General features: G+C 59.8%; 22 protein-coding genes and 1 tRNA gene. 12 read left to right on the forward strand and 11 right to left on the reverse strand.

Annotated features, from left to right (window positions below; translation table 11 throughout):
- Window positions 1–19 precede the first annotated feature (19 nt).
- Together ACJJU9_RS23770 and ACJJU9_RS23775 are read left to right on the forward strand one after the other, a co-directional pair.
- Window positions 20–694: a heavy metal response regulator transcription factor gene (locus ACJJU9_RS23770; protein ID WP_407729670.1), complete on the forward strand. Its 675-nt coding sequence runs from the start codon at window positions 20–22 to the stop codon at window positions 692–694.
- Window positions 687–2054 carry a heavy metal sensor histidine kinase gene (locus tag ACJJU9_RS23775; protein ID WP_407729671.1) on the forward strand — a complete coding sequence of 456 codons (1368 nt, stop codon included), beginning with the start codon at window positions 687–689 and terminating at the stop codon, window positions 2052–2054. The genes ACJJU9_RS23770 and ACJJU9_RS23775 overlap by 8 nt, the downstream gene beginning before the upstream one ends.
- A 111-nt stretch (window positions 2055–2165) precedes the next feature.
- On the opposite strand, the gene ACJJU9_RS23780 is transcribed toward ACJJU9_RS23775, so the two are convergent.
- From ACJJU9_RS23780 to ACJJU9_RS23805, 6 genes are all read right to left on the reverse strand, one after another.
- Window positions 2166–3239, reverse strand: coding sequence for a PAS domain S-box protein (locus ACJJU9_RS23780; protein ID WP_048366824.1), 1074 nt, complete (start codon window positions 3237–3239; stop codon window positions 2166–2168).
- An 85-nt stretch (window positions 3240–3324) separates the two neighbouring features.
- Window positions 3325–4293, reverse strand: coding sequence for a PDR/VanB family oxidoreductase (locus tag ACJJU9_RS23785; RefSeq protein ID WP_407729672.1), 969 nt, complete (start codon window positions 4291–4293; stop codon window positions 3325–3327).
- 69 nt (window positions 4294–4362) lie between these two features.
- Window positions 4363–5811, reverse strand: coding sequence for an NAD-dependent succinate-semialdehyde dehydrogenase (locus ACJJU9_RS23790; RefSeq protein ID WP_407729673.1), 1449 nt, complete (start codon window positions 5809–5811; stop codon window positions 4363–4365).
- Between the two features lie 59 nt (window positions 5812–5870).
- Window positions 5871–6992 (reverse strand): aromatic ring-hydroxylating oxygenase subunit alpha, encoded by a 1122-nt coding sequence (locus ACJJU9_RS23795; protein ID WP_407729674.1) that lies wholly within the window; start codon window positions 6990–6992, stop codon window positions 5871–5873.
- A 171-nt stretch (window positions 6993–7163) separates the two neighbouring features.
- Window positions 7164–8801, reverse strand: coding sequence for a BCCT family transporter (locus ACJJU9_RS23800; protein ID WP_282364158.1), 1638 nt, complete (start codon window positions 8799–8801; stop codon window positions 7164–7166).
- Between the two features lie 299 nt (window positions 8802–9100).
- The gene (locus ACJJU9_RS23805; RefSeq protein ID WP_048388895.1) at window positions 9101–10183 is read right to left on the reverse strand and encodes a tartrate dehydrogenase; all 1083 of its coding nucleotides are present in this window, start codon (window positions 10181–10183) and stop codon (window positions 9101–9103) included.
- A gap of 75 nt (window positions 10184–10258) precedes the next feature.
- Between ACJJU9_RS23805 and ACJJU9_RS23810 the strand changes: the two genes are divergently transcribed.
- Entirely contained in the window at window positions 10259–11206 is a 948-nt protein-coding gene (locus ACJJU9_RS23810) for a LysR substrate-binding domain-containing protein (protein ID WP_088500274.1), read from the forward strand.
- Between the two features lie 61 nt (window positions 11207–11267).
- A tRNA-Thr gene (locus ACJJU9_RS23815) sits at window positions 11268–11343 on the forward strand.
- Window positions 11344–11560: 217 nt separating this feature from the next.
- Here the strand turns inward: ACJJU9_RS23815 and ACJJU9_RS23820 are convergent.
- Together ACJJU9_RS23820 and ACJJU9_RS23825 are read right to left on the reverse strand one after the other, a co-directional pair.
- Complete coding sequence (locus ACJJU9_RS23820) at window positions 11561–11845, reverse strand: type II toxin-antitoxin system RelE/ParE family toxin (RefSeq protein ID WP_407729675.1); 285 nt, start codon at window positions 11843–11845, stop codon at window positions 11561–11563.
- Window positions 11835–12077: a CopG family ribbon-helix-helix protein gene (locus ACJJU9_RS23825; RefSeq protein ID WP_407729676.1), complete on the reverse strand. Its 243-nt coding sequence runs from the start codon at window positions 12075–12077 to the stop codon at window positions 11835–11837. The genes ACJJU9_RS23820 and ACJJU9_RS23825 overlap by 11 nt, the downstream gene beginning before the upstream one ends.
- Before the next feature lie 248 nt (window positions 12078–12325).
- Between ACJJU9_RS23825 and ACJJU9_RS23830 the strand changes: the two genes are divergently transcribed.
- From ACJJU9_RS23830 to ACJJU9_RS23865, 8 genes are all read left to right on the forward strand, one after another.
- Window positions 12326–13309: an AraC family transcriptional regulator gene (locus tag ACJJU9_RS23830; RefSeq protein WP_048366844.1), complete on the forward strand. Its 984-nt coding sequence runs from the start codon at window positions 12326–12328 to the stop codon at window positions 13307–13309.
- Window positions 13310–13466: 157 nt separating this feature from the next.
- On the forward strand, window positions 13467–14501 hold the full coding sequence (locus ACJJU9_RS23835; protein ID WP_407729677.1) for a DUF1254 domain-containing protein: 1035 nt from the start codon (window positions 13467–13469) through the stop codon (window positions 14499–14501).
- 72 nt (window positions 14502–14573) lie between these two features.
- Window positions 14574–15416, forward strand: coding sequence for a MipA/OmpV family protein (locus tag ACJJU9_RS23840; RefSeq protein WP_407729678.1), 843 nt, complete (start codon window positions 14574–14576; stop codon window positions 15414–15416).
- A gap of 52 nt (window positions 15417–15468) precedes the next feature.
- Entirely contained in the window at window positions 15469–16296 is an 828-nt protein-coding gene (locus ACJJU9_RS23845; RefSeq protein WP_407729679.1) for an acid phosphatase, read from the forward strand.
- A gap of 13 nt (window positions 16297–16309) precedes the next feature.
- The gene (locus tag ACJJU9_RS23850; RefSeq protein WP_407729680.1) at window positions 16310–17086 is read left to right on the forward strand and encodes a hypothetical protein; all 777 of its coding nucleotides are present in this window, start codon (window positions 16310–16312) and stop codon (window positions 17084–17086) included.
- 245 nt (window positions 17087–17331) lie between these two features.
- Window positions 17332–17832 carry a sigma-70 family RNA polymerase sigma factor gene (locus tag ACJJU9_RS23855; RefSeq protein WP_031633056.1) on the forward strand — a complete coding sequence of 167 codons (501 nt, stop codon included), beginning with the start codon at window positions 17332–17334 and terminating at the stop codon, window positions 17830–17832.
- An 11-nt stretch (window positions 17833–17843) separates the two neighbouring features.
- Entirely contained in the window at window positions 17844–18779 is a 936-nt protein-coding gene (locus ACJJU9_RS23860) for a FecR domain-containing protein (protein ID WP_407729681.1), read from the forward strand.
- Between the two features lie 111 nt (window positions 18780–18890).
- Window positions 18891–21305, forward strand: a complete 2415-nt coding sequence (locus ACJJU9_RS23865) for a TonB-dependent siderophore receptor (RefSeq protein ID WP_407729682.1) — start codon at window positions 18891–18893, stop codon at window positions 21303–21305.
- Window positions 21306–21410: 105 nt separating this feature from the next.
- Here ACJJU9_RS23865 and ACJJU9_RS23870 read toward each other — a convergent pair whose 3' ends face one another.
- The 3 genes from ACJJU9_RS23870 to aguA form a co-directional block, all read right to left on the reverse strand.
- Window positions 21411–22694, reverse strand: a complete 1284-nt coding sequence (locus ACJJU9_RS23870; RefSeq protein ID WP_048388877.1) for an OprD family porin — start codon at window positions 22692–22694, stop codon at window positions 21411–21413.
- Window positions 22695–22942: 248 nt separating this feature from the next.
- Entirely contained in the window at window positions 22943–23626 is a 684-nt protein-coding gene (locus tag ACJJU9_RS23875) for a DsbA family protein (protein WP_407729683.1), read from the reverse strand.
- Between the two features lie 192 nt (window positions 23627–23818).
- Window positions 23819–24925, reverse strand: coding sequence for an agmatine deiminase (aguA, locus tag ACJJU9_RS23880; RefSeq protein ID WP_048366852.1), 1107 nt, complete (start codon window positions 24923–24925; stop codon window positions 23819–23821).
- Window positions 24926–24936: the final 11 nt, after the last annotated feature.

Below are 24936 nucleotides of genomic sequence, written 5' to 3' on the forward strand. Positions count from 1 at the left end.
CGATTGATCGAGGTGTGCGATGCGCTTGTTAGTGGTGGAAGACGAAGCCAAGACGGCTGAGTTCCTGGCCAAGGGCCTTAAGGAGTCAGGTTTTGTCGTGGATGTGGCCTTGAACGGGCTGGACGGGCGCTACCTGATTGAGCAGCAGGAATACGACCTGATCATTCTTGACGTGATGCTGCCAGGGCTTAATGGCTGGCAACTGTTGCAGTTGATTCGCCAGCGCGGCGCCACGCCGGTGCTGTTTTTAACCGCCAAAGACGCCATCGAAGACCGCGTGCGCGGCCTTGAACTGGGCGCAGACGACTACCTGCTCAAGCCGTTTGCCTTTGCCGAACTGCTGGCCCGGGTGCGCACGCTGCTGCGTCGTGGCCCGATGCGTGAGGCCGAGTCGTACAGCATTGCCGACCTTGAGATCGACGTGCTGCGTCGCCGGGTCAGCCGGGGCGGTCAGCGCATCAGCCTGACCAACAAGGAGTTCGCACTGTTGCAGCTGCTGGCCAGCCGGCAGGGCGAAGTGTTGTCACGCACCTTGATTGCCTCGCAGGTGTGGAACCTGAACTTCGATAGCGACACCAACATGGTCGAGGTCGCCGTGCGCCGGTTGCGCGCCAAGGTCGACGACCCTTACATGCCCAAACTTATCCACACCGTGCGCGGCGTCGGCTATCAGTTGGAAGCGCCCGATGAATAGATCCATCGCCTGGCGACTGGCCCTGGCCATTGCCTTGACCTGCGCGCTGGTGCTCAGCGTGATCGGTGTGTTCCTGTATCGCTCACTGGCCTCGGAGCTGAGCTTTCGCGATGACATGGCGCTGCTCGGTCGCCTTGAGCGCATGCGCGCCCTGCTACACGACAGCGACAGCCTCGAAGCCCTGCAAGAGCGCCCCCGGCTGTATCAAAACATGCTGGGCAATCGTGACAGCCTGCTGCTGGTGACCCACAGCGACGGCCGCCCTGTGATCACGATCAACCCGCATCAGCAAGCGCTGCCGCCTGTGCAGCCCCTCCCTCAGGACCGCATGCCACAGCGCAGCGATATCCAGACAGTGGACAACCTCGTCTTATTGAGCGGCGTGGCCGACGGCCCGGCGGACGAGCGCTTGAACGTGACCGTGGGCATGCATCTGCAAGAGCGTGAGCAGATGCTCGCCAGTTACCGGCTGCGCCTGTACATGGCGGTCGGGCTGGGCGCCCTGCTCGCGTTTGGCCTGGGCTTGCTGCTGTTGCGCCGTGGCCTGAAACCGCTGCGCGAACTGGCCCAGGCCATGCGCGGCATTAACCCGCGCAGCCTTGACCAACGCATGCCGGTCGACCACGTCCCCACGGAATTGAAAGAGCCAGTGCTGGCGCTCAACGCCATGCTCGCGCGCCTTGAGGACAACTTTGCGCGGCTGTCGCAGTTCTCGGCGGATCTGGCCCATGAGATCCGCACGCCGCTGCACAACCTGCTGGGCAGCAACAGCCTGGCCCTGAATCAGACGCGCAGCCCGGCGGAGTATCAGGACGTGCTGGCGTCCAACATTGAAGAATACGAACGCCTGAACCGCATGGCCGAGAACCTGATGTTCCTGGCACGCGCCGAGCACGGGCAACGGCCGTTGCACCTGCAAAACGTGGACCTGCGCGAGGTGGGCGACGAGCTGTGTGATTACTTTGACGCGCTGGCTGAAGACCGTGGCGTGCGCTTGGGCAATTCGCTCAGCGGCACGCTGACCGCAGACCTGCATCTGTTGCAGCGGGCCTTGAGCAACCTGCTGGCCAATGCCGTGCGGCATGCCGAGCCCGATTCGGTGATCAGGCTGGTGCAGCGTGAAGACGCCGAGTATTGCTGGATCGGCGTGCACAACATCGGCCCCGCCATCGAGCCGCAGCATGTGGGCAAAGTGTTCGATCGTTTTTACCGGGTCGACCCTTCGCGCTCACAGCCTGGGGATTCAGGCGGGCTGGGCTTGGCGATTGTGGGGTCGATCATGCAACTGCATGGCGGCGAAGTGCGCGTGCAAAGCGACGACAGCGGGACGCTGTTTGAGCTGGGGTTTCACCACAGATAGTTAATCGAAAACGGCCTGTTGTAGGAGCGAGCTTGCCTCGCGATCTTTTGATCGTTTAAAAGATCGCGAGGCAAGCTCGCTCCTACAGTGGGTGTGTGCAGCGTTTGAGGGTTAGAGCTGGCCTTCAAGCTCAGCAATGCGGTCCAGCAGCGCTTGGCGTTCGGCGCGTTCCTGGGTGATGTCGTCGATCACGCTGATCAAGTGCTCGGGGCTGTCGTCTTGGGAGTTGCGCTGCAATGAGGTGCGCACGTGGGCCCAGATGTAATGGCCGTCTTTGCACAGCAGGCGTTTTTCCAGGTCGTAGTTGCTGATTTCGCCATCCAGCAGGCGCTGCAACTGCTCAAGATTGATTTGCAGGTCGTCGGGGTGGGTGATGGCCTGAAAGGTCAGCGCCCGCAGCTCTTGTTCGCTGTAACCCAACAGCTGGCACAAGCTGTCGTTAACCCGCCGCCAGCGGCCATCAAGGTCGACGTAAGCCATGGCGCCGCACGCCAGTTCAAACAACGCCCGAAAGGCTTCTTCACTTTTGCGCAGCGATTGCTCGGCGGTTTTGCGGGCGGTGTTGTCCATGCTGATGCCGATCATTTTTACCGGGCGCCCGGCGCTGTCGTTCAGTGGCATGGCGCGCGATGAGATCCAGCGCATCTCGCCATCCGGGCGGAAAATGCGGAAGTCGTATTCGTAAGGGGTGTTGTTGGCGAAGCATTCGCGGTACAGCTCGTTCATCACCACTTCGTCTTCGGGCAGTACGTGCGGCCAGAAGTCTTCGTTGCGGTTGACCTGCCAGCCGTAGACCCGCTCGACGTTGGCCGAATAGAACACCTCGTCGGTGATGAGGTTCCACTCCCAGGTCACGATCCCGGCGTTTTCCTGGGCCAGGGTCATGCGCGCTTCGCTTTCCATGATGTCGGCGATGTACTTGCGCCGTACATCGGTCATCGGCAGCTCGACCGATGTGGTGCCCTGAAGGTCTTGCACCGCTTGTTCGCCATAGCGCAGCCACACCCAGTTGACCTTGAGCAGGTCCGCCAGTTTGCGCAAATTGCTGTAGTCGATTTCGCCACCACGGGTCCACTTGTGCACCGCCGTGCGGGAAATACCCAAGGCCGTACCGACCGCTTGCAGGGTCATTTTGTGGTGTTCGAGCAGCTCCTTCAGACGAAAGGCAAAGCTATCTTCGGTCATGACATATCCGTGATCACGTGAGGCGCAGGGCGCTGCGATTATACACACACGCCTGCGGCCCTCGACCCGATCACGGAAGTGAGGCTTATAAGTCCAGTACCAGGCGTTCGCCACGGGCCCGCGACACGCAAATCATCATGGTTTGCTGGGCGGCTTTTTCGTCGTCGCTCAGGTATTGGTCGTTGTGCTCGGCTTGCCCCTCAAGGATGCGCGTCTCGCAGGTGCCGCACACGCCTTCGCGGCACAGGCATTCGACGTCGACATTGGCTTTTTCAATGGCCTTGAGGATGCTCATGCCCTCTTCGACGCGCAGTTCCTGACCGGATTTGGCCAGCACCAGGGTGAACGCACCGCCGGTGATCGGCGCAGCGGCGAACTGCTCCCAATGCACGCGTTCGTCAGCCAGGCCCAGTTGTTTGCCGGTGGCGATCACCGCATCGATCAGCGGTTTAGGGCCGCACACATACACGTGCGCGTCGCTGTCCAGGTTGCCCATCAGCTCGGCCAGATTCAGTGATTGGCCCAGGCTGTCGGCGTAGGTGCGCGTGCGCTCGGCATGCGGGCCTACGCTGAGTTCGTCGTGAAACGCGCCGTGTTCCGGGCTGCGGAAGGCGTAGTGCAGTTGGTAATCGGCGCCCGCGTCACGCAGTTCGTGCACTTGCGAGAGGAACGGGGTGATGCCGATCCCGCCCGCGATGAGGATGTGTTTGCCCGCCTTCGGGTCGATGGCGAACAGGTTGTTGGGGGTCGAAATCATCAGCTCGGTGCCGACCTCGACCTGTTGGTGCATAAATGCCGAGCCGCCTTTGGATTGCTCTTCCAGGCGCACGCCAATCTGATAGCTGGCGGTCTGGCGCGGGTCGCTCATCAACGAATAGGCGTTGCTGTGCTGACGGCCGTCGGCGTCTTTCATCTGCACGATGATGTGGCTACCGCCGGTGAAGTCGGGCAGCGGCTGGCCGTCCTGGCGTACCAGGGTAAAACGTTTGATCAGCGGCGTTACCTGCTCTACACCGATCACACGGGCGGCAAGCATTTGATAAGAGTTGGCCATCGCAAAACCTCTACTGCGGTAAAGGGCGGCACTCGCGTGCCGCCTGATTTAAAACCCGGTGCTGAGGGCTCAGACCGCCAGGCACAGGTATTTCAGTTGCAGGTAATCATCGATCCCGTACTTGGAACCTTCGCGCCCCAGACCGGATTGTTTGACCCCGCCAAACGGCGCCACTTCGTTGGAGATCAGCCCGGTGTTGATACCGACCATGCCGTATTCCAGTTGCTCGGCGATGTGCCACACGTGGCCGATGTCGCGGCTGTAGAAGTACGCCGCAAGGCCGTACAACGTGTCGTTGGCCAGGGCCAGCACTTCGGCGTCGGAGTGGAAGCGCACCAGCGGCGCAACCGGGCCGAAGATTTCTTCGTCCAGCAGCAACATGCCTTGCTTGATGTCACCCAGCACAGTCGGCTCGAAGAACTGCTCACCCAGCGCATGCACCTGGCCGCCCAGCAGCAAGGTCGCGCCTTTGCTGACGGCGTCGTCGATCAGGGCGCGGACTTTGTCCACCGCTTTAACGGTGATCAGCGGGCCGATCTGGGTGTCTGCCGCGTTGCCATGGCCGACCTTCAGTTCGGCCACTTTGGCGGCGAACTGGCTGGCGAACTGGTCATACACCGCGTCGTGCACATAGAAGCGGTTTACGCAGACACAGGTCTGGCCCGCGTTGCGGTATTTGGCCGCGATGGCGCCTTCGACGGCGGCATCAATGTCGGCGTCGGCAAACACAATAAACGGCGCGTTGCCGCCCAGTTCCAGCGAGACTTTTTTGATGGTTTCGGCGCACTGGCTCATCAGCAAACGGCCGATCGGGGTCGAGCCGGTGAAGCTGAATTTGCGCACCAGCGGGTGGCCGGTGAGTTGCGCGCCAATGGCCGGAGCGTCGCCGGTGACGATGTTCAACACGCCTGCCGGGATGCCTGCACGCTGCGCCAGTTCCGCCAGGGCCAGCGCCGAAAACGGCGTTTCGTTGGCCGGTTTGACCACGATGGTGCACCCGGCCGCCAGCGCAGGCGCGACCTTGCGGGTGATCATTGCGGCGGGGAAGTTCCACGGCGTGATCGCGGCGCACACGCCGATGCCTTGCTTGACCACAATCAGGCGTTTGTCGCCGGACGGCGAAGGGATCACGTCGCCATAAACGCGTTTGCCTTCCTCGGCAAACCACTCGATAAACGAGGCCGCGTAACGGATTTCACCCACCGCTTCGTGCAGTGGTTTGCCCTGTTCCAGGGTCATGATCCGGGCCAGATCGTCTTCGTGTTGCAGGATCAGTTCAAACCAGCGACGCAGGATCTGCGCGCGGTCTTTGGCCGTGCGTTCACGCCAGGCTGGCAAGGCTGCGTCGGCGGCCTGAATGGCGCGGATCGCTTCGGCGCCGCCCATCAACGGCACATTGCCCAGCAGTTGGCCTTGGGCCGGGTTGGTCACGTCGACCGTTTGACGGCTGTCGGCATCTGCCCAGGCGCCATCTATAAACGCCTGTTGACGAAACAATTGGGGGTCTTTGAGCTGCACGCAGGACACTCCTCTAAATAGGGCCAGGGCGCCGCAGCGTGGCTGCGGCACCCGGCAGATCAGTCGTCCAGGTGGGCCACGGCGATCAGGTTGTGGAAGTGCGCGATGCCGTGTTCGCTCATGCCGCTGCGCTGACGGTCAGCCATGATCCGGCCTTGGCCGCGATAGCCGCGCGATTGCAGGCCGCGTTGCACGCTTTCGACCAGACGCAGGTCTTCTGGACGGAACACGTCGCGGTACCACTCGATCAGCGATTGCTGCTCGGGGGTGATCTCTTTGTTGAGGAAGTAGATGTCGTAGTGCTGCATGGTCACGCCCGCGCTGACCGGGAACTCGTAGATCACGGTCATGAAGTTGCCACCGGGTGGCGCGTTGAACATGGTGCACGGCCAGGCCCAGAAGCCGCTGAAGGACGGGTCTTTGAGCGACTCGTCGAACTTGAAGGACTTCTCTGACGACTTGGCGTGGCCAAACTGCAACGACCAGTTGCCGTGCAAGGTGTGCCAGTACTCGTCCACGCTCACCGAATCGGCGAAGCCCGGGTGAGCCGGGGCGCAGTGGTAGCACTCCAGGTAGTTGTCGACGATGGACTTCCAGTTGGCCGGGGTGTCGCTGACAAAACGCGCCGCCAGGTGCAGGTCATCGACCACCGGGCAGGCTTCGCGCAGGCGCGCTTGAAGGCCCGGCAGTTGTTCTTCAACGGTGCCCGCTTCGTTGTTCATGTTGATGTAGATGAAACCGGCGTATTCCTCGACGCGCAGCGACACCAGGCTGGAGTTTTCTTTGTCGAAGTTGACCACGTTGTCGCAGTTGCGCGCGTGTGCCAGTTCGCCGTCGAGCTTGAAGGTCCAGGCGTGGTACGGGCAGGTGATCACGTTTTTGGCCTTGCCGCTGCCGCTGAGCAATTGGTGGCCACGGTGCGGGCAGACGTTGTAGAACGCACGCAGCACGTTGTCACGACCACGAACGACGATGATGCTTTCGCCGATGACTTCGCGGGTGATGTAGTCGTTGCTGTTGGCCACTTCGCTGCGGTGGCCGACACAGATCCAGGTGTTGGCGAAAATCTTCTCTTTTTCGACCTCGAACACGTCCTGGTTGGTGTAGTACGACGCCGGAATGGTGTGTGCTACGTCAGCATTGGTGCAGAAGTCAGCAGGCAATTTCACGATTGTGTTCATTCTTTTTCTCTCTCAAGCGCTTAAGAGGGTTGTGCTCGACACCCTGTTTCGGGTTGTTTTTGTGTAACTCATGAATAACAAGAAACTCATGGTTAACACGACACGCAAAAAAAATCGCTCAGGTCCCGGCACCGTGGTGCCGGAGCCTGCGCGTGGTTCAGTCAGCAATACTTAACTCAGGGCTGCGGGTACCGCCTTGGCTTTGGTTGCAGCACCCGGTGCGGGCGTCACGTTTTCAAACGGGGCGACGTAATCCAGGTTCTGCTCGCGCTCCACCGACTCTTCCTCGATCAAGTAAGCCGGCATGGAGCCGTAGTCCTTGAACATCCAGGTAAGGAAGCCGTAGATCTTGGTCATCAGGATCACCAGGAACGGGATCGCCGTCAGCACCACCGCGGTTTTCATGGTCGACAGCGACACCTTGGCAAACAACATCGCCAGCGGGATCAGGGTCAAGGCGATGCACCAGAACAGACGGTGCGTCGGCGATGGGTCCTGGCCTTCCTGCATGTTGCGGGTGCTGGTGGCCGCCACGGCGTAGGCCGCTGCGTCCATGTGCGAGGCACAGAACACCGCCATGATGAACAGGTAAACCCCTAGGAAGATCTGACCGAACGGCAAGGCGTTCAGCAACATCTCGACGGCGGTTTCACCGCCCTGCTCCGTGAGGATGCGCGGCACGTCGATAGCGCCGGTGATGAACTGATGCATGCTGTAGCTTTCGAGCGTGCCGAAGAAGAACCAGCAGCCAAAACTGCCACCCATCAACATCGCCGCGACCACTTCTTTCATCTTGCGGCCCTTGGACACACGGGTCACAAACATCGCGACACCCGGCGCGTAGGACACCCACCACAACCAGTAGAAAACCGTCCAGTTGCGGGTGAAGGCACCGTCACCTTGCGGGTCGGTAAACAGGCTCATGTGCACGTAGTTCTGCATCATCAGGCCAATGGAGTTGGCCGTGTTGTTGATGATGAACTGCGTTGGGCCCACGACCAGTACCACGGCCGCAAACACCAGCGCACCAATGCACACCATCTTCGACAGACGCTGCATGCCACTGGCAATACCGATGTAGGAGCTGAGCGAGAACACCACCGCCACCACACCAATAACTGACAACTGCGTGACGAAGGTGTCCGGCATGCCGGTGAGTGCCGACAGGCCACGGGTCAAGGTGGACGCGGTGAGCACCAGCGATACGGTCAAGGCGCCGAACATGGTAAGCAGGAACACCAGGTCGACGAGCCGACCCACTGGGCCGTGCGCTTTGAAGCCGGTCACTGCCTCGACGATCGAAGACAGGCTCAGGCCGCTCTTCTTACGCACGTGGAAGTGATAAGCCATCGCCAACGACGACAAGGCATACAGCGACCAGGCGCTGATACCCCAATGGAAGAACGAGTAGCTGACGCTGTAATCCAGCGCTTCACGCGAGCCTGCGGCAATGTTCAGACCGGGCGTCTGGTAGTAATACGCCCACTCCATCACGCCCCAGTAAAGCGTCGACGAGCCCATACCGGCGCAGATGAACATGAACACCCACGTCACGGTCGGGTATTCAGCTTTACCATTGCCCAGGCGAATGTTGCCGTACTTGCTGAACGCGATGTACAGCACCACCAGGGCGCAGCAGAACACAAACACTTGCACCGAGGTGCCAAACGTCCGAGACGACAGCTCAAACAGCATATTGGCGGTGACTTCGGCTTGTTGCGGATAAACGGCAAGACCTACAACGGTAATCAGTACAGCAATCAGGCTAGTTGATATCAAAAAGACATCTTTTTTATTGTTATTGGACATTTAAGTCTCCAGATAGAGAGTTTTTCTCTTACTGCGTGGCTCTAGATCAGCGTTTACAGCTGTGAGGGACTCCTTCCATATCGTTGAACCCTGAGCGTTAACCATTAGTTAACACATACCTTTAGGTTAACAATATGCCCCGAGATTTAAGCTTTTGCAACTGGAATTGTTGAAATTTCACACGTCTAAAACGGCTGTTTCAACACGCCAAAGAGCCCGCGAAAGTCCCCGTATTCCGGGCATTTCGCAGGCTTGTGAAGCGTCTATTTCGCGGCGCTGATCAACGCCGTTTAGTCAACTCACGCCAGGGCGGCGGCGATGGCTGCACCGACTTCTTGAGTCGAGGCCTTGCCACCCAGATCCGGGGTTTTCGGACCACTGGCAATCACGTCCTCGATGGCGCGCAAAATGCCATCGTGTGCCGCCTGATAACGCTCATCGCCTTTGCCCAAAAATTCCAGCATCAGCGCGCCCGACCAGATCATCGCAATCGGGTTGGAAATGTTTTGCCCGTAGATATCCGGTGCCGAGCCGTGAACCGGCTCAAACAGCGACGGGAAATTACGCTCGGGGTTGAGGTTGGCCGATGGCGCAATGCCGATGGTGCCGGCGCACGCTGGCCCGAGGTCCGACAGAATGTCGCCAAACAGGTTGGACGCCACCACCACGTCAAAACGGTTGGGTTGCAGCACGAAGCGCGCGCACAGAATGTCGATGTGTTGTTTGTCCCACGTCACTTGCGGGTAGTTGGCCGCCATGGCTTCGGTGCGCTCGTCCCAGTACGGCATGCTGATGGAGATGCCGTTGGACTTGGTCGCCGAGGTCACGTGCTTACGCGGACGCTCTTTGGCCACCTCGAAGGCGTACTTCAGAATGCGGTCCACACCGCGTCGGGTGAATACCGACTCTTGCAGGACAAATTCGTTTTCGGTGCCTTCAAACATGCGCCCGCCCACCGAGGAATATTCACCTTCGGTGTTTTCGCGGATCACCACAAAGTCGATATCGCCCGGCTCACGGCCTGCCAACGGGCACGGCACACCCGGGAACAGACGCACAGGGCGGATGTTCACGTACTGGTCAAAGTCGCGGCGGAACTTGAGCAGCGAACCCCACAGCGAGATGTGATCCGGCACCTTGTCCGGCCAGCCCACGGCGCCGAAGTAGATCGCGTCAAAGCCCTTGAGCGTTTCAAACCAGTCGTCCGGCATCATCTGCCCGTGGCGCTCGTAGTAGTCGCAACTGGCCCACTCGATGATCTCGATCGACAGATCAAGGTTCCACTTTTTAGCCGCCGCCTCCACAACGCGCAGGCCTTCTGGCAGTACTTCGTTACCAATACCGTCACCGGCGATGGCGGCAATTTTGAATGTCTTGCTCATGGGGGGCACTCTTGAAAATGGACAGTGGGCCCATGGTATAAAGCGCCAAAAGAAAGATAATCAGGCGAAGTGAAGATGGATAAGACACGGTTCGTGAATAATCTGCCCAATCTCGAAGACCTGCGCGTGTTCGTGATCGTGGCCCGCCGCTCCAGCTTTGCCGCCGCCGCCAGCGAACTGGGCGTGTCGCCAGCGTATGTCAGCAAGCGCATCCAGTTGCTGGAGCACAACATCGGCGTGCGCCTGCTGCACCGCACCACCCGGCGCGTGGCCGTGACCGATGACGGCGAGCGCGTCTACCGCTGGGCGCTGCATATATTTGATGCCGTCGAGCAGATGAGCGACGAAGTCTCGGCCCTGCACCAAGAGCCACGCGGCCAACTGCAAATCATCAGCAGCTTCGGCCTGGGCCGCCGCCACGTCGGCCCCGCGCTCTCCGAACTGTCCCAGCGCTACCCGGCCCTGGACATCCGCTTTGACATGTTCGACCGCCTGGTAGACCTGATCGAAGAAGGCTTCGACCTCGACATCCGCATTGGCGACAACATCGCCCCCAACCTCATCGCCAAACTGCTGGCCAACAACGCCCGCGTTTTATGCGCCAGCCCCGAGTACCTGCAACGCCACGGCGAACCGCGCACCCTGGCCGAACTGGCGGGCCATGAATGTTTGGTGATCAAAGAGCGCGACCACCCGTTCGGCCTGTGGCGCCTGCAAGGCCCGGAAGGCGAAGAAAGCGTCAAAGTCACCGGCGCCTTGTCCGCCAACCACGGCGAAGTCGTCCACCAATGGGCGATAGATGGGCGAGGCATCCTGCTGCGCTCCCACTGGGACGTGCGCGAGAGCCTTGAAAGCGGCAAATTGGTCCACATCCTCCAGGACTACCGACAGCAAGCCAACATCTGGGCCGTCTACACCGCCCCCCTCGCCAACTCCGCCAAAATCCGCGTCACCGTCGAGTTTCTGCGCCAGTACTTCAGCGAACGCCACCCCGCCACACCCCAGCGGCAAAAAGAATCGTGAAAATAGTCTGTAATCAGGGGTTTACAAGCCACGCCATCCGCGTATACTCCTCGCCCATAACGCCGGTATAGCTCAGTTGGTAGAGCAACTGACTTGTAATCAGTAGGTCCCGAGTTCGACTCTTGGTGCCGGCACCATACGCAATACCGAAAAAGGCTCACCGCAAGGTGGGCCTTTTTTGTTTCTGGTGTCGACTCCTGACGCCGCACCCTGCGCAATCCCACATATCACTTCTGACGACATCACACGCCAAGAATCTGACCTTAGCACCCGGCCATACGAAGCGCCGGCAAGTCCGAGTTATTCCGCAACTCGATCTAAATCCATATCACGTGCGCATAAGGAATTTCGGCCTCACCACTTAGTACGAGGCCGTTGCCGCGTGTGGAAAACCCCGAGGATTTGAAGGCGGTCACCGCGTACTCGATAGGGGATTAGGTAGGACCAATTGGGAACGGCCCATTCACGTGTGTTTTTAACGCGACCTTCACGGCCCATGGCTGGAAATTGGGCCAGTCTGTCGACACTTGCAAAGATTGCATCAGAAAAATCGTCGGCGGCCTTGGGATTTTCAAGGGCGATATAGCTGGCTTCGTCTTCTAGGTGCTTGAGGGCCTTTTCAAGCCACTCAACCCGCATTCGAATTCCAGCGACGGGCGCGCGTTGCTGCGACTTGCTCGTCAGTGGCGAATTTACCTTGGTCAGCCTCTTCTACAGCCTGCTCGATCTGCGACGTCAGTGCCTTCTCGTGCTCGATGTAATCGCGAAGAACATCCACAGCCAAATAGCTGGCGGTTTGGCCGCTCGTCTTGGCCAAGTCGGCTAGAGAGTTGGAAAGGTCTTCTGGCAGGTTCAATGAGATTCCGGTCATGACAACCTCGATGGTGAGCGGTTGTTGGGCATCTTACACCTTCATCGTTGCACTCGAAGATGCAAGTCGTCGAAAGGTGTTTCACCATTTTCCCGGCTTCTGCCCAACACCAAACGCTCCTCACCCCACCGCCTTGTCCCTGAAACAAACATCGTGTTAACTGTGCCATCACCCGCGCCTACAGGCGCCAACACCCTATTCCCGCTGCTCCCTGCCGATTTTTTGCCTTTTGATCAGGTATGAACGCGATGACGAATGCTGCGCCCTCGATAAAGCTCAGTACGCTTCGGCAAATTGCTCCTTATCTGGGGATGCGCGGGGTGTCGCCGCTGGAGTTTTTTCGGCGTTATGGGATTTCGCCGCAGGTGTTTCAGAACCCTGAGGCGTGGATTCCACGGGCGGCGTGTTTTCATATTGCCAATGAGATGGCGGCAGTTGCTCAGGACCCGTTTGCCGGGGCGTCGGTGGGGCATTTGATTGAGGTGCGTTCGCTTGGCGTGTGGGGCGAATGGGTGCTGGGCTCGACCAATCTGGCTCAGGCGTGTGCACTGGCGGCGGTGCACACGGATTTGCTGCATCAAGGCAGTGACGTGAAGATCATCACCGAAGGCCGGATGACGAAGCTGGTTCATCATTTTAACGGGCACCACGGGGCCGACCCCAAGCAGGTGATTTTGGGCACGTTGGCGCTGCTGAGAAAGATCCCGCTGATGTCCGGCGAGCCCGGCGCTATTCGTGTGCATCTGAAAAACCCGCGAGAGCGCGGCGATGAGGCGCTTGAGGAGTATCTGGGGCCGAATCTGGTGATGAATGCTGAGCACAACATGATCGAGTTTGATCGTGACTTGCTCGAAACACCTTTGCAGCCTGTTCGGGACAGTGCCTGGAAAACCACCCTGGCTTTGAAGTCGACCTCCGACGCCGCGGACGCGCTCGTGCAGCAGATCGCGGATCAGGAGTTGTCCAAACTTGTTACTGTTTCACGAAAGATCGGGCTGTCTGCCCGCACGCTCCAACGGCGCCTGGAACATTGCGGTATCGACTTCGATGCATTGCGTGATGAGACTCGTCGCAGTGAAGCCATGCAGTTGATTGCCAGCGCCAGATACAGCGCCACCGAAATTGCCTACATGGTCGGCTACAGCGACCCCGCGCACTTTACCCGCGCCTTCAAACGCTGGACGGGCAGCCCGCCGTCGCACTATCGCAGCCTCTTGAAACAAGACCGTTAATCCCCCCGCCTAACCCTCCGCCACTGCGCGCGGCCCCTTTACGGAGCGGCCTTAGCGTGCGCGCTCGCATTGCTTTTGGCACCAAATGGCAAGTTTGCGCCAGGGCGTTCTTATACAGTCAAAAAACTAACGCCAATCAATAAACCCAGAGGTTTAAATGCCCCCTTTACATGCGATCTGCATCCTTGCCATGGCGCTGGCAGTTGTTGGAAGTGCGAACGCTCAATCCTCCCCAGAGGCGGCGATACCGGTGGGTGTGGATAACTTTGTCCGTGCCGAGTCCGACCTTTACTTGGGCAAGATGGTAGCGACGGGCAGTTTGGGCCGCTTTGTTCATAGCCGCGAGGCCGTGCCCATCGACGCCCAAAATGTGGTGCGAATGAACCGGGACACGCTCTATTCGTCAGCGGTATTCGATCTTGATGCAGGCCCCGTCACCATCACCTTGCCTGAGTCCGGTGGGCGTTTCATGTCGATGGCGGTGATCAATGAAGATCATTACGTGCCCCTCGTCACTTACGGCGCCGGCCGCCAGACACTGACCAAAGAGTCCGTCGGCACCCGCTATGTCTTTGTGGCGGTGCGCACCTTCTTCGATCCCGCTGGTCGCAAAGACCTCGAGAAGGTCCATGCACTGCAGGATGCAATGACGGTTAGCCAGGCCAAGGGTGGCGAGTTTGTGGTGCCTAAGTGGGACCCGGCCAGCCAGGCAAAAGTGCGTGCGGCGCTGGAGGTGTTGGGGTCGACGATCCCTGACTACAACCAGTCCTTTGGCCCTAAGGGCGCGGTCAACCCGATCCATCACTTGATCGGCACTGCCACGGGCTGGGGCGGCAACCCGGCCAAGGACGCCATCTACCTGGGTGGCGTGATGCCGCAGAACGATGGGCACGCCGTTTACCGCCTGAAAGTAGGCGAAGTCCCGGTCAAAGGTTTTTGGTCGGTCAGTGTTTATAACGCCGACGGTTACTTCCAGAAGAACCCGCAAGACGCCTATTCATTGAACAACCTCACCGCCAAGAAAAATGAGGATGGCTCGATTGTCATTCAGTTCGGCGGTTGCGACGCGACGATCGCCAATTGCCTGCCTACCACGCCCGGCTGGAACTACACGGTCAGGCTTTATCAGCCGAGCGAACAACTACTCAATGGCCAATGGAGCTTCCCGAAGCCAGAGCTTGTCGCCCGCTAATCCATACCACCCGACGTCTATAACCCGGCATACACGCTCATACGTTTGGTTTTACAACCAAGGAAACAAACAATGACAACCATCGGCGGTTCAAACTTTCTCAAGCATCCCGTGGCCCTCATGACAGGTGCGACGCTCGCATTGGCGATGGCGCTGCCGGCACACGCAGACAACGCAAATGAGCCATCCGTAACGGTGGGTGGCGGCCTTGGTGTGGGCCCGTTGTACGAAGGTTCTTCGCACTACGCGGCCTTCCCGTCGCTGAAATTGAAGACTGTGTTGCCGACCCAAGAGTGGGGCACGTTCAGCGCGGCGTTCCCGGAGGGCCTGCGTTGGGACTTGCCGGGCTTGTCGCCTTTCGGCTTTGCGCTGCTGATCGGTTATGACCAGGGCCGCAAAGAACGAATCCACACCCTGGACGGCCGCGATGACTATCTGCGGGGCATGGGCAACCTGGACAGCACCGCGCTGGTGGGGGCTGAAGCGTACTGGACGCTGCCGGCCGGTCGCCTGTTTGTGCGTGGCCTGCGCTCGAGCGACAACCGCAATTACGGCGGCGAACGCCTGGGCAAAACCGCCTACCTTGAAGCCGGTTTTGCCACGGCTTACGCGCTGTCGTCGACATTGACCCTGGACTCGACGCTGTACGGCACCTGGAGCAATGAGAACGACATGATGGCGCGTTTCGGCGTCACGGCTCAGCAAGCGGCCCGCACCCAGTTCGAGGAGTACCACCCAGGCGGCGGGATGCGTGACGTGACCTTGAAGCTGGGCCTCACCTGGCAGTGGCAGCCACAAATCGCCCTTGAAGGCGGGGTCAAAACCTACGCCTTGGTCTCCGATGCCCGCAACAGCCCGCTCACGGGTGAAAAGGTCGGCGCTGGCGCTTATCTGAACGCGCTGTACTCGTTTTGATTAACCGCTCACACCGCTGCCATCCGCCACAGAACAAACAAGGGAACACGCGATGAAACAACGACATAAGCAGTTGGGGCTGACCGTGTCCCTGACTGGCCTGCTGTGGTCGGGGCTGGTGCTGGCCGAAGAGGCGGCCACCAAGATCACGGACCCTCATTTCAAGCTCGCTCCGAGCTACCTCAACCCGGCCGACTTGCCGCTGCGCCTGGCGTTGCTCGGCGCGCCGCCCAAGCCCGACTCTGCGGCGCTGGCGCGGGATGAAGAAGCCCGGCGGGCAGCGCTGGCACTGCGTGGCACGGCCCGGGAGGCACTCGCCGCAACGGATGCAGAGTTGTCGTTCCCGGGCCCGGCGAACACATTCTCGTGCGCGATGGGGACGCAGATCAGCGAGAAGACCACCCCGCATCTGTACACCTTGATGCAGCGCACCCTGACGGATGCCGGTGGCTCCACGTATGCCGGGAAAAACGCCTACAACCGCACCCGTCCGTTTGTGGTGCATGACGAAGGCACCTGCCGCAAAGACATGGAACCGCTGCTGCGCACCGACGGTTCCTGGCCTTCCGGGCACTCGGCGGCGGGCTGGGCCTGGGGCTTGATCCTCGCAGAAGTGAACCCGGCACGCGCCACTGAACTGATGACTCGCGGCCTGGCGTACGGCCAAAGCCGCGTCATCTGCAACGCCCACTGGCAAAGCGACGTAGACGCCGGGCGCATCATGGGCGCTGCCACCGTGGCCAGTCTGCACAGCAATCCGGCGTTCCTGAAGGATCTGGCAGCGGCGAAGGAAGAAATCCAGGCGGCGCAAAAAGCAGGCAACACGCCGACAGAAAACTGCGCCGCCGAGGGCGTCGCGCTCTCGTTGACGCAGCACTGAACGGGGACGCGCCATGAGGCTCAGTAACACTTCGTTGCGGCGTAAACACGTGCGTCTGGCCCTGTTGTTCGGGGCCTTGGCGAGCGCAGCAAGCGGCCTGCCGACGGTCGCCAACGCGGCAGACAGCGATGAGTGGCAGTTCAACGGTGGGCCATACCTGTGGGGCGCCGGTATTCGTGGGCACATCGGCCACAAAAGCACCGGGACTACGTTTGTGAAGTCCGACTTTTCGGACATAGCACGCACCGTCGACATGTCGTTGATGTTCATGGGCGAAGCGCGGCGCGGGCCTTACAGCGTGCTTGCCGACCTGATGTACATCGACACCGACACCCGCAGCCGCCTGCCAACCGGGTCCAAGCTGGAAGTAGAAGGCAAGACGGCGTCAGGCTTTTTGGGCGGCGGCTATACGGTGCTCGGCGATGACGATTATCGGGTCGACGTCGCGGGCGGCGTGCGCGTCTGGTACAGCAGCACTACCCTGACCCTGCATGGTGGGCAGGCTTCGGGGCACTCCGGCTCTGACAACGCCACGTGGGCAGACGCCATGGTCGGGCTGCGGGGGCGCTATGCCGTGAGTGAGCGGTTCTGGTTGTCCTCCTGGGGCATGGTGGGTGCCGGGCAATCCCGTGAAGACTGGGACCTGGCAGCGCTGGCCGGCTGGGAGTTCACCCCCGGATTTTCGGCGGTGGCTGGCTACCGGGCCATGGGCGTGAACTATCGCAACGACGGGTTTGTGTACGACATCGTGCAAAAAGGCCCGTTGTTGGGGATTAGCGGACGGTTTTAGGCGTTTGCAGCCCGTAGCGGTTGCCGAGCCTGCGAGGCTACGTCCGACTGTTGCGGTCTTTCAGTTAAACCGTGGGTTGAGGATTTACGATCTCTGCGCGATCGGACGTCGCCTCGCAAAGCTCGTCAACTGCTACGAGGGGTGTGTGAACAGCCCGCAAGGTAGTTGCCATTCCCCCCTTGCATTACTGCCGTGCCATCACGACAATGAGATCGATTACCATTTACGCTTTTGGTGACTCTCTCATGTCGTCGCTCGATCATTCAGCGCTTCATCAGCTGTACAGCGAACACAACAGTTGGCTGAAAGGCTGGTTGCGCGTGCGCCTCGGTAATGCGGCCGATGCTTCGGATTTGGCTCAAGACACGTTTGTGCGGGTGATGACGGCCCGCCATGACGTGCCCATTCGTGAGCCTCGGGGCTATCTCAGTGCTATTGCCCGCTCGCTGCTGATCGACAAGTCCCGTCGGCGCACCATTGAGCAAGCGTATCTGTTTGCTTTGGCGCAGCGGCCAGAGCCGGTGGAGGTGTCGCCAGAGGTGCGGTTGTCGATCATCGAGATGCTGATCTCAATCGATACCCTGCTCGACGAACTGGGCCCCAGAACCCGGGAGATTTTCCTCGCCGTGCAGTTGGAAGGGCTGACCTACGTGGCCGCTGCAGAACGCTTTGGGGTGTCGGTGACCACGGTTAAAAATCACCTGATTCGCGCCATGACCCGCTGCCTTTTGCTGGTTGACGCGTGAGGCCACCGGACATGGACATCAAAACCCTCGAAGCCGCCGCCACCTGGTATGTGCAACTCAATGACGGCACGGTCAATGAGGCGCGGCAACGGGCCTGGCACACCTGGCTGCACGCCAGCCCGCAGCATGCGGCAGCCTGGGCACGGGTCGAAATCCTCCAGCAGCAGTGGTCCAAAATGCCCCGGCAAGCGGCGTTGTCCAGTTTGGGGGCAGCCAAAGCCCAGCGCCGTGATGTGCTGAAAATCCTCAGCATGCTGGTGGCCGTGGGCGGGTGTTCGTGGCTGGCCGTTGAGCAGGTGCCCTATCGCTCGATGCTGGCAGAACTGAGCACCGGCAGCCGTGAACGCCGCTCGCTGCGGCTGGAGGACGGCTCGCAATTGGAGATGAACGCCGGCACTGCGCTGGATATTCGCTTCGATGCAACGCAGCGGCAAATCCAGTTGTATCGCGGCGAAATCCTGCTGCAAACCGCCCAGCCCGCCGACCCGCGGCCTTTGATCGTGCAGACGATTGACGGCAGCGTGCGGGCGCTCGGCACCCGCTTCAGTGTTCGCCAACTGCCCGCTTACACCCGCGTCGGCGTGCTACAGGCTGCGGTTGAGGTCCGCCCGCTTCGCCATGCCGATCAGCCGCTGCGGCTGGAGGCCGGGCAGCAAGCCACGTTCGATCGCGATGCAGTGAGCGCGGTTGGGCTTTTACCGGCTGAATCGGCCGCCTGGGTGCAGGGCATGTTGAGCGTGAATGACTGGCCCTTGGGCGACTTTATCGAAGCGTTGGGCCGTTATCGCCCCGGCGTACTGCGGTGCGACCCGGCGGTTCAAGGGTTGAGCATTTCGGGGGCGTTTCGTATCGATGACACCGACACCGTGCTGGAAAACCTGAGCAAGACCTTACCGGTCAAGGTGCGTTATGTGACGCGTTATTGGGCCAACATCGAGCCGGTCTGAGTTTATTTAGAAAATCCCGGCGCGCGGCCTTGCTGATTTTGATTCTCATCCGTCTTTGACACAAACCGCGATCACAGCGGCTATCTGCCAGACTAACGGAAGGATCACCGAATGCCCCCGCTCCCCCTCAATGCCAGTACCCAGATAACGCGCGCTGTGCGCATGGCGGTGTTCGGCGCGTCGCTGGCCAGCCTGCCCGCCCTGGCGCTGATGCCCACCCAGGCGTGTGCGCAAAGCCAAACGGTGTATGAGATTGCCCCAGGCCCGTTGGGCAACGCCCTGGCCCAGTTTGGCGTGCAGGCGGGGGTGACCATTTCGTTCGATACGGAACAGGCTCGCCACCTCCACACCAGCGGGCTGCAAGGCTCATACAGTGTTGAAGAAGGCCTGGAGCGCTTGCTCGCCAACAGCGGCTTGCAAGCCGAGCGCCAGAGCAATGGGGGCTATGTACTGGTCGCACGCAACGCGCAATCGGCGCTGGAGCTGGGCGCCACTCAGGTCACCACCAACCAGCTGGGGTCTGTTACCGAGGGCACGGGTTCCTACACGCCGGGCACCATCGCCACAGCCACGCGCCTGGTGTTGACCCCGCGAGAAACGCCGCAGTCGATTTCGGTGGTGACCCGCCAGGTCATGGACGATTTCGGGCTTAACTCCATTGATGACGTGATGCGCCATACGCCGGGCATCACCGTATCGACTTACGACTCCGAGCGCACCAACTACTACTCGCGCGGCTTTTCCATCGTCAACTTTCAATACGATGGCATTCCCACCCTGCGCGACACCCAATATTCAGCGGGTCAGACCCTGAGCGACATGGCCATTTATGATCGGGTCGAAGTGCTCAAGGGCGCGACCGGGCTGCTCACCGGTGCGGGTGGCGCAGGCGGCACCATCAACCTGATTCGTAAAAAGCCTACGGCCGACTTCCAGGGCAACATCGAACTGGGGGCAGGTTCATGGGACAACTACCGCAGTCAAGTTGATGTCAGTGGCCCTTTGACCGATACCGGCAATGTGCGTGGCCGGGCAGTGGCGGCCTATCAGGACAAGCAATCGTTCCTCGACCACTACTCACGCAAGACCGGTGTGTACTACGGCATTCTGGAAGTCGATCTGGATGAAGACACCCTGCTGACCTTGGGTGCGGACTACCTAGACAGCGATCCAAAAGGCTCAAGCTGGACAGGCTCGCGCACCGTGTTCGACGCCGTGGGCAACCGCCTCGATGTGCCCCGCTCGTTCAACAACGGCCCCAAGTGGAGTTCATGGGCGCAGTACAGCCGAACGGTGTTCGCGACCCTCGAACATAGTTTTGCCAATGGCTGGGTGACCAAAGCGCAGTACAACCATCAGATCAACGGCTACGACGCGCCTTTGGGTTACATCTCTCAGGACTCAGCCACCGAAAGCTCCATCTGGGCGCAAAAATACACCGGCAAAACCACCAGTGACAGCCTGGATGTGTACGCCTCGGGGCCGTTCGAATTACTTGGTCGGGAACACCAACTGGTGGTGGGCCAGTCCTTCTCCAATGCCCACTGGAAAGGCAAGGACTACGGCAGAGCCACCTATTTCGACAACTCGTACGATTTTTACCAATGGCATGGTCAAGCCATCGAACCCGAGTGGAACCAGCCCACCCGTATCAACGACGTGACGACGCGCCAGACGGGGACTTACCTCGCCGGACGCTTCAGCCTCATGGATGACCTGCACCTGTTGCTCGGCACCCGCGTCGCCAACTACCAGGTCACCGGCACCCGTGACAGCCGGGCCAGCGGCAAAGTGCTGCCTTATGCCGGCGCGGTGTACGACCTCAACGACAACTTCTCGGCTTACGCCAGCTACACCGAAATTTTCCAGCCGCACACCGAATACCTGGACCGTAACCGCAAAATGCTGGAGCCCAACGAGGGCAAGAACTACGAGCTGGGCATCAAAGGCGAGTTTTACGGTGGCCGCCTGAACACCAGCCTTGCCTATTTCGAAGTGCATGAAAACAACCGGCCGATACAAGACACGCTGTTCAACGCCATCCCGGGCAACGACATTGCGTACATGGCTGCCAAGACCAAAACCAAAGGTTACGAAGCCGAAATTTCCGGCGAACTCAGCCCTGGCTGGCAGTTACAGGCAGGCTACACCCACAAAATCGCCCGCGAGAACGACACCGACGAAAAAGTCTCGACTTGGGAGCCGCAAGACCAACTGAGCTTCTACAGCAGCTACAAACTCAAGGGCAACCTGGACAAACTCACCGTCGGCGGCGGCGCGCGCTGGCAGAGTGCTGGCTGGCAGACGCTGTACAACAGCGGCAAAAGAAGCTCAGAAAAATTCACCCAAGACCCGTACTGGCTGGTCGACTTGATGGCCCGCTATCAAATCACTGAAAACCTGTCGGCAACCTTCAACGTCAACAACCTGTTCGACAAGGTGTACTACACCAACATCGGCTTCTACACCTCCGCCTACTACGGCGACCCGCGCAACGTGATGGTGACCACTCGCTGGGATTTTTAAGGCGGTAGGTATCCACAAAAGTCCGCATAAAAAAAAACGCCCCGAACCAAACGGTTCGGGGCGTTTTTTATTCAGATGTCAGACCTGACTGGCAGGCCCGTGGCATCAGAAAATGCTGATTGGGTAATCAACAAATACACGGACTTCGTTACCGCCGACGTTGTAGTCGCTGGCGTTGTTGGAAACGCGCAACCACGAACCGCGCAGACGCACGCTCAGGTCTTTAACCGGACCGCTTTGTACAACGTACTTGGCCTGATTGTAGATTTCGCGCTCGGTACCACGACCACGGCCTGAACCGTCGTCGATGTTGGTGCCGCGTACGTAGGCGATGTTGTAGGTCAGGCCTGGAATGCCAACGGCGCCGAAGTCGAAGCCGTAGCCCAGCTGCCACGAACGCTCATCTTTGGCGTTGAAGTCAGACCAGTAGGAGTTGGCCAGCAAGATGGTGTTGCCGCCGTCGCCCACGCCGCCCGCATTGCGGTAGCCGCCGTATGGGTAGCCGATTTCACCGGTGCTGCTCTGGTAAGCCAGAACCAGCGAGTGCGCGCCGAACGCGTAGGTGGTTGCCAGGCTCCAGATCTTGTTGTCGGTGCCGTCAACCTTCAGCACGTCACGCGCGTAGCCCGAGTCTACGTGGGTGCGGTAGCCGTTGAAGTCAAACGTCAGGGACTGTTTGTCATCCAGTGGCAGGGCGTAGGTCATGCCCAGGTATTGCTTGCGCAGCTCGTCTTTCATCTCGGAGCCGTACAACGAGGCCGAGAAGCGCTCGGTGAACTTGTAGCTACCGCCGAACACGTTGATGCTCTTCAGGCCGCCGCTGTTACGCGCTTCAGCACTTTTACGCGACTCTTCGGTGAAACGACCCACGTTCAGTTCCAGGCCGTCGATCTCTTTGGAGGTCAACAGGGTACCGGTGAAGCTTTCCGGCATCAGACGGGAGTTGTCGTACATCAGTACCGGCAGAGCAGGCATTTGATCACCGTATTTCAGCACGGTGTTCGAAATGCGGAATTTCACGGCAGCGCCAGCCTTGGCGATGTCGTGAGCGGCTTTGCCGTTATGGTCTTGCTTGAAGAAGTCGATGCCGCCTGCGCCGCTGCTGCCCTTGCCGCCGTCCAGACGCAGTGCGTAGATGCCGAAAGCATCCACACCCACGCCCACGGTGCCTTGGGTGAAGCCGGAGGTGAATGTGCCGAGGAAGCCTTGGCCCCATTCAGCTTTATCTTGTTGGTGGTTTTTGTAGTCGCGGCTGATGTAGGCGTTGCGCGCCAATACGTTCAGGTGGCTGTCTTCTACAAAACCTTTTGCGTCAGCTTGATCGTTAGCCATGGCCTGGGTAGCACCGAGTACGCCCAGAGCGAGTAGACCTATCCGTGTTTTTAACATTTTATTTTCCTTATTTCAGAATAGAGACGCGCTGTGGGTTTCAAGCTGAAACATTGAGTGGTGGTTGCTTCACATAAACAAAAAAAGACCCACACGAGACGCCGCGCGGGTCATTTAGAAAGTTGGTGCATGGCTTATCGCCACAGGCGTAGGCAGGGATCCTATCCGTCGTTAAGGCAAAGTGTCAATTTCGTGAAAAATTTGTTAATTGCCAGCAATTCAAAGACCGTTGATCGCCCCTTAACCTTTTACTCGTCGCAGCCATTCAGGCCGCAGGCGGGCGCTGAATCGTTTGGACTTTGGGCGGGTGCTCGCAACCATTGCGCAAAGGCGTCTGGCTTACCGATAAACGCCCCAAAGTCGACCACTTGGTAGCGCCCGTCGAGTTCCAGAACCAGGGTAGGAAAGCCTTGGCCACCCACCTGCCCGAGCAGTTTGCGGCTGTCTTTTATATGAGTGTGGGTCGGTTCGCCACGGGCCGCCTGGTAGGCCGCAACAAAGGCCTCGGTGGGCAGGCCGATTTCAGTGGCCAGTTCCACCAGCACGTCCTTGTCGCTAATCCGCCGCCCTTCGACATAGTGCGCCGTCTGTAAACGCCCCAGCAGTTCAAGGCCACGCCCGGCCAGTTGCTCGGCTGCCAACACGGCAGTGATGGGTGGCGCCGAATCAAAGACCGCCGTGGTGTCGCGCAGCAGCCCTTCAAAGTAAGCCTCGCCAAACGGCTGGCCGGTGTATTCGGCAATTCGCTGGTCATGGGGCATGACGTAGTCACGCAGTTGCGCAGACACGGGGCGGCTCATGGCGCCGGTCATCATCCCGCCGCCATGGGCCACCACCGGCACAAGGCCGCGGGCAGCGTCGATCAGCGGCTTGGCGCCATAGCACCAACCGCACAACGGGTCATAGATGTAGTGCAGAACGGGGGTGGTCATGAAGCGCTCCGAAGGTTCAATCAATCAGAGCGTCAGACTAGCGGTAAGGCGAGAACAGAAAAACGCTGCCAGCGCTTTTAGTGTGTTGCGTGAACCGGGCAAATAAAGGGCCTGTAGGAGCTGCCGCAGGCTGCGAGCTTTTAGAAGATCAAAAGATCGCGAGGCGAGCTCGCTCCTACAGTTTTGGGTGGGTCAGGCTTTGCGTGGGGCGGGTTGTTGCTGGGTCAGGCAGTGGATGTTGCCACCGCCCAGCAGCAATTCACGGCCCGGCACCATCACCACTTCGTGCTGCGGAAACAGGTTTTGCAGGATGTCTTTGGCCTCTGCGTCCATCGGGTCGTCAAAGCTTGGGGCGATGATGCCGCCGTTGACGATCAGGAAGTTCACGTAAGACCCGGCCAAACGCTCCGACGGATTGCGATCCTGGCTGCCAGCGACTTTATCCACACCGTCGCACTCTTCCTGGGTGGCGTACATCGGCCCCGGAATCGGCATTTTGTGCACAACAAAAGAACGGCCCTGGGCATCGGTGCTGGTGGCCAACACTTTCATCGCTTCGTGGCAACGCACGTAGTTGGGGTCGCGCTCGTCGTCGGTCCAGGCCAGCAGCACTTCACCCGGCGCCACGTAGCAGCAGAAGTTATCCACATGGCCGTCGGTTTCATCGTTGTACAGGCCATCGGGCAGCCAGATGATCTTATCCACAGCCAGTTGCGCGCGCAGCACGCTTTCAATCTCTTCACGGGACAGGTGCGGGTTACGGTTGCGGTTCAGCAGGCATTCACCGGTGGTGATCAATGTGCCTTCGCCATCAACATGAATCGAACCGCCTTCCAGCACAAAACCTTCGGTGTAGTAGCGCGCCGAGCGCTCGATTTCGAGGATCTTGCTGCCCACTTGCTGATCGCGGTTCCACGGGAAGTACAGCCCGCCGTCAAACCCGCCCCAGGCGTTGAAGTCCCAGTTCACGCCGCGTACTTCGCCGGTGTCGTTGATCACGAACGTCGGCCCGCTGTCGCGCACCCAGGCGTCATCGTTGGAAAGCTCGACCACGCGGATGTTCGGCACATCGAGCTGAGCGCGAGCGTTTTCGTACTGTGCGGCCGACACCCCGACGGTCACCGGCTCGAAACGGGCAATGGCCTTGGCCACAGCGGCGTGCGCGGCTTGCGCAGGCTTGCCGCCCAAGCGCCAGTTGTCCGGGCGCTCAGGCCAGATCATCCAGACTTGAGTTTGAGGAGCCCATTCGGCCGGCATGTGAAAGCCGTCAGCGCGGGGCGTGCTGTGCAAAGTAGTCATAACCGTCAGGA

Origin of the sequence: Pseudomonas helleri (assembly GCF_045830615.1) — a bacterium.
Taxonomy (GTDB): domain Bacteria; phylum Pseudomonadota; class Gammaproteobacteria; order Pseudomonadales; family Pseudomonadaceae; genus Aquipseudomonas; species Aquipseudomonas helleri.

Excerpts from the sequence above, each read along its gene's own strand:
- ACJJU9_RS23860 (WP_407729681.1), top strand. The coding sequence starts at position 17,844 with ATGGACATCAAAACCCTCGAAGCCGCCGCCACCTGGTATGTGCAACTC.
- aguA (WP_048366852.1), bottom strand. The coding sequence starts at position 24,925 with ATGACTACTTTGCACAGCACGCCCCGCGCTGACGGCTTTCACATGCCG.
- ACJJU9_RS23870 (WP_048388877.1), bottom strand. The coding sequence starts at position 22,694 with ATGTTAAAAACACGGATAGGTCTACTCGCTCTGGGCGTACTCGGTGCT.
- ACJJU9_RS23830 (WP_048366844.1), top strand. The coding sequence starts at position 12,326 with ATGACGAATGCTGCGCCCTCGATAAAGCTCAGTACGCTTCGGCAAATT.
- ACJJU9_RS23780 (WP_048366824.1), bottom strand. The coding sequence starts at position 3,239 with ATGACCGAAGATAGCTTTGCCTTTCGTCTGAAGGAGCTGCTCGAACAC.
- ACJJU9_RS23785 (WP_407729672.1), bottom strand. The coding sequence starts at position 4,293 with ATGGCCAACTCTTATCAAATGCTTGCCGCCCGTGTGATCGGTGTAGAG.
- ACJJU9_RS23825 (WP_407729676.1), bottom strand. The coding sequence starts at position 12,077 with ATGACCGGAATCTCATTGAACCTGCCAGAAGACCTTTCCAACTCTCTA.
- ACJJU9_RS23775 (WP_407729671.1), top strand. The coding sequence starts at position 687 with ATGAATAGATCCATCGCCTGGCGACTGGCCCTGGCCATTGCCTTGACC.
- ACJJU9_RS23810 (WP_088500274.1), top strand. The coding sequence starts at position 10,259 with ATGGATAAGACACGGTTCGTGAATAATCTGCCCAATCTCGAAGACCTG.
- ACJJU9_RS23865 (WP_407729682.1), top strand. The coding sequence starts at position 18,891 with ATGCCCCCGCTCCCCCTCAATGCCAGTACCCAGATAACGCGCGCTGTG.
- ACJJU9_RS23770 (WP_407729670.1), top strand. The coding sequence starts at position 20 with ATGCGCTTGTTAGTGGTGGAAGACGAAGCCAAGACGGCTGAGTTCCTG.
- ACJJU9_RS23795 (WP_407729674.1), bottom strand. The coding sequence starts at position 6,992 with ATGAACACAATCGTGAAATTGCCTGCTGACTTCTGCACCAATGCTGAC.
- ACJJU9_RS23820 (WP_407729675.1), bottom strand. The coding sequence starts at position 11,845 with ATGCGGGTTGAGTGGCTTGAAAAGGCCCTCAAGCACCTAGAAGACGAA.
- ACJJU9_RS23875 (WP_407729683.1), bottom strand. The coding sequence starts at position 23,626 with ATGACCACCCCCGTTCTGCACTACATCTATGACCCGTTGTGCGGTTGG.
- ACJJU9_RS23835 (WP_407729677.1), top strand. The coding sequence starts at position 13,467 with ATGCCCCCTTTACATGCGATCTGCATCCTTGCCATGGCGCTGGCAGTT.
- ACJJU9_RS23805 (WP_048388895.1), bottom strand. The coding sequence starts at position 10,183 with ATGAGCAAGACATTCAAAATTGCCGCCATCGCCGGTGACGGTATTGGT.
- ACJJU9_RS23840 (WP_407729678.1), top strand. The coding sequence starts at position 14,574 with ATGACAACCATCGGCGGTTCAAACTTTCTCAAGCATCCCGTGGCCCTC.
- ACJJU9_RS23845 (WP_407729679.1), top strand. The coding sequence starts at position 15,469 with ATGAAACAACGACATAAGCAGTTGGGGCTGACCGTGTCCCTGACTGGC.
- ACJJU9_RS23800 (WP_282364158.1), bottom strand. The coding sequence starts at position 8,801 with ATGTCCAATAACAATAAAAAAGATGTCTTTTTGATATCAACTAGCCTG.
- ACJJU9_RS23855 (WP_031633056.1), top strand. The coding sequence starts at position 17,332 with ATGTCGTCGCTCGATCATTCAGCGCTTCATCAGCTGTACAGCGAACAC.
- ACJJU9_RS23850 (WP_407729680.1), top strand. The coding sequence starts at position 16,310 with ATGAGGCTCAGTAACACTTCGTTGCGGCGTAAACACGTGCGTCTGGCC.